The 11,412-nt window shown below is 59.5% G+C and carries 9 protein-coding genes; 1 reads left to right on the top strand and 8 read right to left on the bottom strand.

The genetic code is table 11. The annotated features are described in order from the left end of the window. Nucleotides 1-34: 34 nt before the first annotated feature. Genes ACYZUC_RS04785 through ACYZUC_RS04775 form a run of 3 tightly spaced genes read right to left on the bottom strand, consistent with a single transcriptional unit; the run spans nucleotide 35 to nucleotide 3,342 of the window. Nucleotides 35-1,000, bottom strand: coding sequence for an HlyD family efflux transporter periplasmic adaptor subunit (locus tag ACYZUC_RS04785; RefSeq protein WP_461993955.1), 966 nt, complete (start codon nucleotides 998-1,000; stop codon nucleotides 35-37). Nucleotides 1,001-1,004: 4 nt separating this feature from the next. Continuing rightward, on the bottom strand, nucleotides 1,005-1,205 hold the full coding sequence (locus ACYZUC_RS04780) for a DUF1656 domain-containing protein (RefSeq protein WP_008026537.1): 201 nt from the start codon (nucleotides 1,203-1,205) through the stop codon (nucleotides 1,005-1,007). Continuing rightward, nucleotides 1,195-3,342 carry an FUSC family protein gene (locus tag ACYZUC_RS04775; RefSeq protein ID WP_461993953.1) on the bottom strand — a complete coding sequence of 716 codons (2,148 nt, stop codon included), beginning with the start codon at nucleotides 3,340-3,342 and terminating at the stop codon, nucleotides 1,195-1,197. Before ACYZUC_RS04775 ends, ACYZUC_RS04780 begins: the two co-directional genes overlap by 11 nt. A 179-nt stretch (nucleotides 3,343-3,521) precedes the next feature. Between ACYZUC_RS04775 and ACYZUC_RS04770 the strand changes: the two genes are divergently transcribed. Beyond that, entirely contained in the window at nucleotides 3,522-4,577 is a 1,056-nt protein-coding gene (locus ACYZUC_RS04770; protein ID WP_461993951.1) for a tetratricopeptide repeat protein, read from the top strand. A 196-nt stretch (nucleotides 4,578-4,773) separates the two neighbouring features. On the opposite strand, the gene ACYZUC_RS04765 is transcribed toward ACYZUC_RS04770, so the two are convergent. From ACYZUC_RS04765 to ACYZUC_RS04745, 5 genes are all read right to left on the bottom strand, one after another. Beyond that, on the bottom strand, nucleotides 4,774-5,151 hold the full coding sequence (locus ACYZUC_RS04765) for a response regulator (protein ID WP_461993950.1): 378 nt from the start codon (nucleotides 5,149-5,151) through the stop codon (nucleotides 4,774-4,776). Nucleotides 5,152-5,228: 77 nt separating this feature from the next. Beyond that, complete coding sequence (locus tag ACYZUC_RS04760; protein ID WP_461993948.1) at nucleotides 5,229-6,410, bottom strand: hybrid sensor histidine kinase/response regulator; 1,182 nt, start codon at nucleotides 6,408-6,410, stop codon at nucleotides 5,229-5,231. Continuing rightward, complete coding sequence (locus ACYZUC_RS04755; RefSeq protein WP_461993946.1) at nucleotides 6,404-6,997, bottom strand: chemotaxis protein CheB; 594 nt, start codon at nucleotides 6,995-6,997, stop codon at nucleotides 6,404-6,406. The genes ACYZUC_RS04760 and ACYZUC_RS04755 overlap by 7 nt, the downstream gene beginning before the upstream one ends. Beyond that, nucleotides 6,994-7,827, bottom strand: a complete 834-nt coding sequence (locus ACYZUC_RS04750) for a CheR family methyltransferase (RefSeq protein ID WP_461993945.1) — start codon at nucleotides 7,825-7,827, stop codon at nucleotides 6,994-6,996. Before ACYZUC_RS04750 ends, ACYZUC_RS04755 begins: the two co-directional genes overlap by 4 nt. Then, nucleotides 7,827-11,318, bottom strand: a complete 3,492-nt coding sequence (locus tag ACYZUC_RS04745) for a response regulator (RefSeq protein WP_461993943.1) — start codon at nucleotides 11,316-11,318, stop codon at nucleotides 7,827-7,829. The genes ACYZUC_RS04750 and ACYZUC_RS04745 overlap by 1 nt, the downstream gene beginning before the upstream one ends. Nucleotides 11,319-11,412 lie beyond the last annotated feature (94 nt).

The following is an 11,412-nucleotide window of genomic DNA, read 5'->3' as shown; positions in this document are numbered from 1 at the left end:
CCGCTATCGCGGGCAAGCCCGCTCTCACAAAGGATTAGCGGTGATCTTGGGCATTGCGGGTTTCCTGCACGGTCACGGTGGCCGTTGTCCCCGCCCGCAATTTGTCTTTGCCGGCATAGTCGGCGTCGATTTTTATCCGCACCGGCACCCGTTGCGCCAGTTTGACCCAGGTGTAACTGGGGTTGATGTTGGCCAGCAAACGGCCGCCGGGCAGGTTCTCGCGGTCAGCGATGGCGAAGGCAATGCTTTGCACCGTGCCGCCGAAGGTTTCGCCGCTCATCAATTCGATCCTGACCCGATCACCCTCCCCGATTCTCGGCAGCTTGGTTTCTTCGAAATAGCCGCTGACATAAAACGAGTCGCTGTCCACCAACGCCAGCAATGCGCCCCCGGCCGCGGCATAGTCGCCCTGTCGGGTCAGCAGGTTGGTGACGTAACCGCTGACGGGCGCTTCGACCCGGGTACGCTGCAGATCCAGTTCCGCTTGGGTCAAGGCCGCGACGGCCAATTGCACATTGGCCTGCGCCAGCCCCAGGTTGGCCTGATTACGCAGCAACTCGGCCTGTGCTACCGCCACCTCTGTGCTGGACTTTTCCCATTCTTCGCCCGAAATCGCGAAGCGTTGCTTGAGCGTGCGCCGCCGGCGCTCTTCACTCTGACGCTGGCGCAGCAGCGCTTCGCTGGCGACAATCGTTGCTTCGGATTGGCCGAGAGTAGCCTTCGAAACCTCCACCGAACGCTTGGCATGCTCCACTGCGAGGACGTAGCGAGCCGGGTCGATCTCCAGCAGTAACTGGCCCTTATCGACATGCTGATTGTCCTGAACCCTCAACGTGACAATGCGCCCCGAGACATCGGCGGACAAGGTCACCACATCAGCCCGCACCCGTGCATCGCGAGTCCAGGGTGCGCGTGTGTAATGCTCCCAGGCGAACCAGCCGAGCACAAAGGCCAGCAGCACCACCGCCACCGTTGTGAGCCGGGCAAGGATCTTCTTCAAGGCATCAAGCTCCCATCACCAGAATCAGCGTCGCGCAAACGCAGGCGTACAACGCACCTTCGAACAAGGCTTCGTGCCAGACGAACCGCAACACACCGAGGCGGCGCAAGGTCCAGTCCAGCAGCAGGAAAATCGGCAGGGCCAGCAGCAGCGCCTGCGCGATCGGCGGCAAATAGACGCCGCCTACTTCCAGGTCAATGGGCAAGGATGGGGTCTCCTTCCTGTTTGGCGGGTTGAAACCAGGCGCGATATCGCTCCAGAAACGACACCACAATCAATAGCGCCACGCGCATCCTGAAGACCGACCACAGGTGTTCATGAACGTCCAGATGCAAGTCGTCCATTTCATCACCCAGGACATGCAGGTTCTCCAGCAACCGTTCAACGTCGATCCCGGCGCGCCCGGCAATCAATCGCCCTGTTTCGCGGACCGCCGCCAGCAAACGGTTCAATTGATCCGTACTCAGCAACGTGTTGCTTTGCGCCTGTTGCCTGAGTTGATTCAATGCCACGCCCAGTGCCATGCACCCGAGACTGACTTCAAACAGGTCTCTGGAGTGCTTGTCACTGATGGCAGGCAACAACCCCAACATCATGGTCAGGCGGTCGACCATGCGGCTTTCAAACGCAAATTGTTGCTCGTCGGTGGCCGGGGTCTTCAGCAAAGCGTAGACCTGCTGGCAGTTCTCATTGAACAGCCGACGCATCCGCAAGACGGGCCGGAACGGGAAGATCAGGGCATAGACACTGAGAGCGAGTGCGGCGGCACTGATATAGGCGCCGGCAAACTCGAACCACTGAATCGCGGTGTTTTGCCCGACGCCGACGTTTTGCGGGCCCAGCAACAGCATCGTCGTCAATCCGAGGCCGATGCCGGTGCCGGTGGTTGGCGGGCTCGACAGCCCCACCGCGACGGCATACAGCAACGGCGCGAGCAGCAAGGCCAGCAGCTCGAAGCCATTGATCATCGGAATCAGCAAGAACAGGTAGAGCGCCGATACCACCAACGACAGACCCAACCCCCTGGCAAAGCTCTGGCTGGCCAGTAATGGCCGGGGGAAAGTCGCCATCAGCGAACAGAGAATCCCCACCACAATCATCCCGCCCCGAGCCCCGTCCCAACCGGTCTCGATCCAGATGAACCCGGCCACCACCAACGCAGTAAAGGCGCGGATTGCATTCATTGCCGCCAGCGTAAAGTCCAGATGCAACGGATTATCCTGTCCGCGAAAGACGCTACTGGCCGCACGCTCTTCCTGGATCGCGTCACTCAGCTCCAGCATCTGCCCCAGTTGCTCCAACATCCGGGCCTGCTCCCAACGCAGTGCCCAGGCCAGGGAGCGCAATGTGGCAGGCATCGTCTCGGTGAGTTGTTCAGCCTTGTAGGCCTGATCATCGAAACGCTGTTGCAGCGCCGCGAAATGGTGCCGCGCCTCGCTCGACAGCGAGCGCCCTTGCAGGGCCAGTTGATCAAGGAAGGCCAGCTCTTCGGCGCGCAAACGCTGAATTTCCTCGGGTAATGCCCCTTTCCAACGCTCGGTCAACAGTTCTCGCTGGTGACGCAGCGCCGTCAGCCGCGAGGTCAGCAGCACGAGCTGATTGCCCAGTAGCTGCACGAGACCATTGGCGCTGCGTAACCGTGGCGCGTCGAAATACAAATGCCGGCGCACGCCTTCGAGGGCGCTGATTTCCCCCAGCAGTTGCATCTGCCGGCGGTGAAAGTCAGCCTCGCTTTCTTCGGTGCGAATGACCGCAGCGGCATGGGTTGCCAGCAGCTTGATGACTTGATCGATTTTGGCGAAATAGTCCCGGGCCACGGTTTCCGGGCGCGCGGTGAGCAGACTGACCACACACACGCAGGCCACCGCCAACAAGGTTTCGGTGACGCGGGTCACGGCCAACAGGAACGTGCCGTCCTGATCAGGGACTGCCAGCAGTGCCACGACCACCGCCGTGTAGCCGCTCAAGACAAATGCCTGGGAACTGGTGTAGCGCAACAAGGTGCCGCCAGCGGTACACAACGCCAGCCACAGGGCCAGGGTCACGATGAAAGGCAACGGCGCCTGGGGAAAAATCGCCATGATCACCACCGCGACGACGGCCCCGAGTGTGGTGCCGATGACCTGACCGAAACTGCGGGCCAGGGCCATTCCGCCCAATGGTTGACTGACAATGACCACCGCCATGATCGACCACTTGGGTTGGTCGAGGTCGAACAGGAACGCCAGGTACAGCGTCAACAGCCCGGCCGCGATGGTTCTCAAGGCGAACAACACCACCCCTGGGCCAGGGTTGAGTATTGCCTTGAAGTATTGAAGCAGCGGTTGCATGGGAACGCTCATCGAGTCATCTCCAGCAAGCGTAGTCACTGCTTCGGCGGCTCGACAGGGTTTCAGTGTCGACAGCACTTGTAGGAAAAATACTGACAATTCGCTGCCGGATGACCTCAGGGTTTGACTCACGGCCCGGCCTGACCGAAGCTGGCACCCTTGCAAAAGCTTGCCAGCTCCCGGATTCCTGCATGCCCCAGTCCCGCCGTTACCTGATCATCAGCCTCTGCGTCCTGTTTGCCATCGGCCTTGCGTGGCTGTTACTGCGCAGCACAACGCCCGTGGTGCCGGAGGCGATCAAGCGCGGTTTCAGCGAAGCGCTGACCCAGGCACGGGCCGGGCAACCGGGCGCAGCGCGGGTTTTGTACCAGCAATTGGGTCGCCCTGACATTTCGCCCAAACGCCGCATCTGGCTGCATGCCGAACTGCCCAATTATCCCAGCCCGCTCGCCCTGAAACTGGCGGACGCAGACCTGCAACACCCGGCGGCCGAGGTGCGCATCGCTGCGATCAAAAGCATCAGCGGTTTAGTCCCCAGCGGGCAACGCAGCCTGCTGTTGGGCCCGTTGCTCGATGACAGCGAACAAAGCGTGCGGTTTGCCGCCGTGAACGCATTGCTGGGACTGTCGCCGGACGACCTTGGTTTGTACTTTGGGCCGTTGCAGCAGGCGATCGACGCGTGGGAGCAGGTGCTCACGAGTGCGCCCGACAGCGCGGACAACCAGTACCAATTGGCCCGGTTGCATCTGCACAACGGCGAATTCAAGGCGGCGCAACAGGCGCTGGAGAACACTTTGCGCCTTGCGCCTGACAATCTGCCAGCACTGGTGATGCAGATCGAGGTGCTGGACAAACAGGGCCAAGGCGAAGCCGCCCGGTTGCTATTGGCCAAACAATTGAAGGCTCAACCCGATTCCGCCTACCTGCAACATGCACTGGGGCTCTGGTTGCTGCATCACGGGCAGAGCGAGTTCGCCCTGCTCGGCTTGTCCAAAGCCGTGGAACTGGAACCAGACAACAAGGATTACCGCTACGACCTCGCCACCACGCTACACGGCGAACAAGAGCTGGAAGCGGCGCAGAAACAGTTGCAGGAAATCGTCCAGCGCCATCCGGCCGACCGCAAGGCACGGGTGTTGTTGATCAACTACTGGAAAGAAAGCGGGCAACTGCAAAACGTGCAGATTCTGTTGGCGCAACTTGAACAGCTCAATCCGGATGATCCCGCCCTGCAGCAAGGGCTTTAAATCATCGTTGATCTTGCGGTCGCCATCGCCAGTAAGCTGGCTCCTACAGGATCGGGGCAACCTTCACTCTGCTGAACGACGCAGCATTGTAGGAGCGAGGCTCGCCCGCGAACAACGATAACGCGCAGTGTCAGAACTTACGCCATCGCCAGCAAGCCGGCTCCTACAAGGTCTGCGACAACCTGTCGAGCCATGCTCAGGACAGCATGTCCTGCATCATTTCCTGCAACACATCCAGATCAAACGGCTTGGCCAGAATCGGCGCCGTGCGCGTGATCGGACTGTCGGTCTCGCGGATTTCCTGCGGGTAGCCGCTGATGAAAATCACTTTGAGCTCGGGCCGCAGTTTCACGGCGGGTTCGGCGATCTGCACGCCGGAGATCCCGCCTGGCAGGCGGAAGTCGGTGATCATCATGTCCAGATGCGGCTTGCTCGCCAGAATCTCGAACGCCTGCTCGCCGTTTTCGGCCTGCAATACCCGGTAACCCTCACCCGACAGGTAGGCCGACAACACCATCAGGATCGAAGGGTCATCTTCGACGATCAGTACGACATCTTGTGCATCTTCACTCATGGGAAGCCTTTGTTCGGTCAATAGCTGCTGATACGACCGTGGGGTCGATCAGAGGTTGCGTTTAAATGGCTGTTTTCCTACAGCGGCAGACAAACGCGAAACAAGGCGCCTTCGCCAATCCGGCTCTCGACGGTAATGGTACCGCCGTGGGCGGTAACAATCTGTTCTGAAATAAACAACCCCAGGCCCAGCCCGGCAACGGCGTGTTTAGCCGTCACACGTTCGAACTGCTGGAAAATGCGCTTCTGGTTTTCTTCACCAATGCCGATCCCCTGATCGCGTACTTCCACCCGCGCCTGATCGCTCTCACTGTACACCTTCACGGTGATCGGGCTCTTCGCGCCGTATCGCAAGGCGTTGGTCAGCAGGTTGGAAATCACCTGTTCTATGCGAAATTCGTCCCAATTACCCTCCACCGGATGCTCGGCATCCAGGGTGACCGAGGACTCGGCGGCATCGATCTGCGGCGCGAAATTTTGCAGCAAATTGCGCACCAGCGCCGACAGATCGAAGCGTGTCGGTCGGATCGACAGCTTGCCAGTGCGAATGCGCGACACATCAAGCATGTCTTCAATCAGGCGAATCAGGCTTTTGATCTGCCGCTCGTCGCGGTCGACCATCGCGTGCATCTTTTCCAGGGTGAACGCTGCGGCGTTGTCGCGCGCCAGGTGCATCTTGCGCAGCTGGGTTTCGAGGATCAGGCCGTTGAGCGGCGTACGCACTTCGTGGGCGACGATGGACATGAAGTCATCGCGCATGCGCACCGCCTGCTCCAGTTCCAGCTGGGTGCTCTGCAACTGTTTAAGCAGCGCTTCCTGCTCGCGGCGGCTCTGCTCCAGCGCTTCGACCTGTTGCTTCATGGCCTTGCTCTGACGGAACAGATCGACGAACACGTTGACCTTGCTCTTGACCGCGTGGATATCCAGGGGCTTGTGCAGGAAGTCTACGGCGCCGCTTTCGTAGCCCTTGAACGCATAGTTCAGCTCACGGCCAGCGGCACTGACAAACACAATCGGAATGTTCTTGGTTTTTTCCGTGCCGCGCATCAACTCGGCCAGTTCGAAGCCGTTCATGCCGGGCATCTGCACGTCAAGAATGGCCATGGCGAATTCGTGTTGCAGCAGCAGCGACAAGGCTTCGTCGGCGGACAAGGCTTTGTAGACGATGCGGTCTTCGCGTTTGATCAGCGCTTCGAGCGCCAACAGGTTCTCCGGCAGATCGTCGACAATCAGCAGTTTGGCCTGGATGTTACTTAGCATGCTATTCGTTCCAGCTCGACAAGCAGACGGCCGATGTCGTTGATAGGGAGAACATGGTCTGGCTGGTGAACATCCAGCGCCGCCAGGGGCATGGTCGCGACTTGGGCTTCTTTCGGATCCTGGACGATGGTCAGACCGCCATGCTGTTTGACCTGGGCCAGGCCGCTGGCGCCATCGCGGTTGGCGCCGGTCAACAGCACGGCGGCCAGGGCGGGACCGTAGGCATCCGCCGCCGACGAGAACAGAAAGTCGATGGCGGGCCGCGAATAATGCACGCGGTCTTCCAGGCTCAGGGAAAAGCTGCGGTCCTGCTCCACCGACAAGTGATAGCCCGGCGTGGCGAAATACAGCGTGCCCGCTTCAATCAGCGTCTTGTCATGCGCTTCGACAACGCGCATGGCGACTTTTCGGGCAAACACTTCGGCGAGATGGCTGCGACGCTCGTCCGGCAGGTGCAGCACCACGATGATCGGCAGCGCGAAGCCTTCGCGCAGAGGGCTGAGAATGCTCAGCAACGCCTCTACACCCCCGGCTGAAGCCCCGATCACGATAGCCTCCACAGAAGGCAAATCCGCTGCACTGTTCATGATTTTCGGTAGATCCGTTCTTGTTTGACCAACGGCTCGAACTGGTCGCCGAAGGCCGAAAAATCCGGGGTTTCCTTGCTGCCCAGCACCAGAAAACCGCGATGACAAAGGGATTCGTGGAACAACCCGAACGCCCTGTCCTGAAGCTTTTTATTGAAATAAATCAAAACATTACGGCACGAAATTAATTGAGTTTCTGAAAAGACACTGTCGGTCGCCAGACTGTGGTCGGCGAAGGTCACGTTCTCGCACAAACTCTTGTCGAAAATCGCATAGCCGTAGGCTGCCGTGTAGTAGTCGGCGAACGAGCGCTGGCCACCGGCCTGCTGATAGTTAGAAGTGTAGGCGCGGACATTTTCCATGGAGAAAATCCCCTGCTTGGCCTTGTCCAGCGAGCGCGGATTGATGTCGGTGGCATAGATGATAGTGCGATCGAGCAAACCTTCCTCGCGCAGCAGAATCGCCATCGAGTACACCTCTTCTCCGGTGCTGCAACCGGCGATCCAGATCTTGATCGAGGGGTAAGTCTTGAGCAGCGGCACCACTTCCTGGCGAATGGCGAGGAAGTGCGAAGGGTCGCGGAACATCTCGCTGACCGGGATCGTCAGCAATTGCAGCAACTGCATGAACGCGGTTGGATCGTGCAGCACCTTTTCCTGCAACGCCGAAATGGTCGCGCACTCGAACTGGCTCAACGCATGCTGGACGCGGCGTTTGATCGACGCGCCGGAATAGTCACGAAAGTCGTAGCTGTATTTGAGGTAGATCGCCTCGATCAACAACCGCAATTCGATTTCGCTACTTCGCTCCACTGAATAATTGCGTTCCACTAAATGCGTTCCATCTTCGGTAACCACACGCGAATCAGCGAGAACAGGCGATCCAGGTCGATGGGCTTGGCCAGATAGTCATTGGAGCCGGCCTGCAGGCAACGCTCCTGATCGTCCTTCATGGCCTTGGCCGTCACCGCAATGATCGGCAGCTTGCGCCAGCGCGGGTCCTTGCGGATCTCGATGGTGGCTTCGAAACCGTCCATCTCCGGCATCATCACGTCCATCAACACCAGATCGATGTCCTCCACTTCATTCAGTTTTTCAATCGCCTCACGACCGTTCCGGCCAATGACCACGATTGCGCCCTTTTGCTCCAGCGCGCTGGTGAGGGCGAAGATGTTGCGTACATCGTCGTCCACCAGCAGCACTTTGCGACCCTCGAAGACCTTGTCGCGGCTGCGCGCGGTCTTGAGCATCGTCTGCCGTTCATGGGACAACCGCGATTCGACTTTGTGCAGAAAGAGTGTGACCTCATCCAGCAGACGCTCCGGCGAGCGTGCACCTTTGATGATGATCGAGCGCGAATACTTGCGCAGCTCAGCCTCTTCGTCGCGAGTCAGATTGCGCCCGGTGTAGACGATCACCGGCGGGAATGAACAGATGTCCTCGGTGGACATGCGCTTGAGCAAATCATTGCCCAACATGTCCGGCAGTTTCAGGTCGATGATCATGCAGTCGAAAACGGTGGTGCGCAGCAGGTTCAGTGCATCCTGCGCGAGGCCGACGGCGGTGATCTCGATGTCATCATCGCCGATCAACCGGGCAATGCTGTCGCGCTGCAAGTCGTCGTCTTCCACCAACAGCACGCGTTTGACCTTCTGGGTCAGCTTGGCTTCGAGGCGGGCAAACACGTCCTTGAGCTCTTCGCGGGTGGTCGGCTTGACCGCGTAACCGATGGCGCCCATGTGCATCGCGGCTTCGACCCGGTCTTCGACCGAGATCACATGCACCGGGATGTGTCGGGTTTCCGCGTGTTCCTTCAGGCGCTGCAACACGGTCAGGCCGGAGTGGTCCGGCAGGCGCATGTCCAGCAGGATGGCGTCGGGAATGTATTCCTTCGCCAGGTCATAACCTTCGTCGGCGCCGTGGGCCACCAGGCACTGATAACCCAGTTCGTGGGCCAGATCGTAGAGGATTTGCGCGAAGTTCGGCTCATCTTCCACCACCAGAATGCAGCGAGTGGTAAAGGGTGCCTTGCCTCGATCGTCGTCGAAACGCGGGATATCGACTTCGGCGATCAGCGGCACCAGGGCAGGCGCCGGTGCTCTCGGCGCCATCGCAACCGGTGAGGCCTGCATCGGCTCGACCGGCGTCTCGCCCGGTTCAACGTATTGCTGCGGCAAGACCAGGGTGAACACACTGCCCTGCCCCGGTTCGCTGGTGACGCTGATGGAACCGCCGAGCAGTGCCGCCAGATCGCGGGAAATCGACAGGCCCAGCCCGGTGCCGCCGTAACGGCGATTGGTGGTGCCGTCGGCCTGGCGGAACGCTTCGAAAATGCTTTCCTGTTGCTCCTGTGCGATACCGATCCCGGAATCGCGGACGATAAAGGCAATGCCGTCGCCGGGCTGGCTGGCGACGGTCAGGCTGACCGTGCCTTTCTCGGTGAACTTCACCGCGTTGGACAGCAGATTCTTCACCACCTGCTCCAGACGCTGGCGGTCGGTGAACATCATCATCGGTGCGCCGGGCTGCACATCGACGTGGAAATCCAGCTGCTTGTCCGTCGCCAATGGCTGGAACATCCCGCGCAAACCGTCCACCAGGCGGGCGACGCTGGTGTTTTCCGGACGCATATCCAGCTTGCCGGCCTCGACCTTGGAAATATCGAGAATGTCATTGATCAGGTTCAGCAAATCATTACCGGCCGAATAGATCGACTCGGCGAATTTGACCTGTTCGGCGCTGAGGTTTTCCTGCGGATTTTCCGCCAGCAACTTGGCCAGGATCAACGAACTGTTCAGCGGCGTGCGCAATTCGTGGGACATGTTGGCGAGGAATTCGGACTTGTACTTGCTTGAGCGCTGCAACTCTTCGGCGCGCTCTTCGAGCTGGGCCTGGGCCTGGTTGAGTTCGGTGTTCTTCAGGTCCATGGCATCGCGTTGCTCGGCCAGAGTCAGGGCCTGTTCGGCGAGCTGTTCGTTGGTCTGCTCCAGTTCGACCTGCTGGGTTTCCAGATGCGCCTGGGACTCCTTGAGAACCCTTGATTGCTCTTCGAGCTCTTCGTTGGCGGTCTTGAGTTCTTCTTGCTGAACTTGCAGTTCTTCGTTGAGTTGCTGGGTTTCGGCCAGCACTTCCTGCAGGCGTTGGCGATAGCGCGCGGCCTCAATGGAAGTGCCGATGTTGCCGGCAATCAGTTCGAGCAGTTCGATATCGCGATCGTTCAACGGGCGCAGGAAACCGAGTTCGATGACCCCGTTGACCCGATCGTCATCGCTGGTCGGCACCACCAGCACGCTGTGCGGCAAACCTTCACCAAGGCCGGAACTGACCTTGAAATAATTGCTTGGCACGTTGTCGAGGCGTATCAGCCGCGCCTGTTGCGCCACTTGCCCGACAATCCCTTCGTCGCTGTAAATCTGTTGCTCAAGGGCTTCCTGCTCACGGGAAAAACCGTAAGAGGCAATACGCTTGAGGCCGCCATGTTCTTCACGCACATAAATAGCCGCCACCGCCGTGCCGAGGTATTGCGCGCAAAACTGCAGAATGTTGCGGCCCAGCAGATTGAGCGACAGTTGCCCCAGCACTTGCTCGGCCAGCTCGGTCTGGCCGTTGCGCAGCCAGGCTTGCTGTTCCAGACGATGGGCACTGGCGTGTTGCGCGGCCAGGTTGGCGCTGTAGCTTTGCGAAAGGTTGAGCAGATCCCGACGGCCAATGTAGGCGAGCAACGCGCTGATGCCGACAATGAACAGCAGATAAAGGCTGATGCTCCAGATCGTGGTGCGGCGCACGTCTTCGTTACGCGTGGCGCGCAACTGCTGCTCCATGTCGATCACGTCTTCGAATTGCTTGCGGATTTCATCGGTCAGGCGTTTGCCGCGTCCGGCCTTGACGACGCTGCGGTAGTCACCGCCCGCACGCTGCATGTCGATCAGGTTCTGCGCGTAAGTCGCCCATTCATCCTGCAACGCCTTCAGCCGTTGCAGGCGGTCGGTTTGCACCGGGTTGTCCGCCGTCAGTTCGAGCAAGGTCTTGACCGCTACCGCGACTCTTGGCTTGGCGGTTTCGTAGGGTTCAAGAAATCTCTCGTCGCCACTGAGCAGGAAACCGCGCATGCCGGTTTCCAGATCGACGGTCAGCTTGACCGCTTCATTGGCGTTATTGATCACCCGGTCGGTGTGCTCGACCCACTGGATCACCGACAGCAGATAGGTGATCAGCGAGACAAAGAACACCGCGCTGAGTACACCGACACCCAACGGCAGGCTGACGTTGCGACTCAGGAGTTTACGAAATCGTTGCTCGTCAACCGAAGACGCAGTGGGCATGGGAGGGCCTTGTCGAACTGTTGGAATCCAGGGAGTCTGCCTCAAATCTGCCGCATTGATCCAATTTTCTGACGTGATTATGGGCGAAATCCTA

The sequence above is a fragment of the Pseudomonas sp. GT1P32 genome (assembly GCF_054897805.1).
Note: the sequence above shows the minus strand (reverse complement) of the source record. Positions and strands in the feature narration are given on the sequence as shown.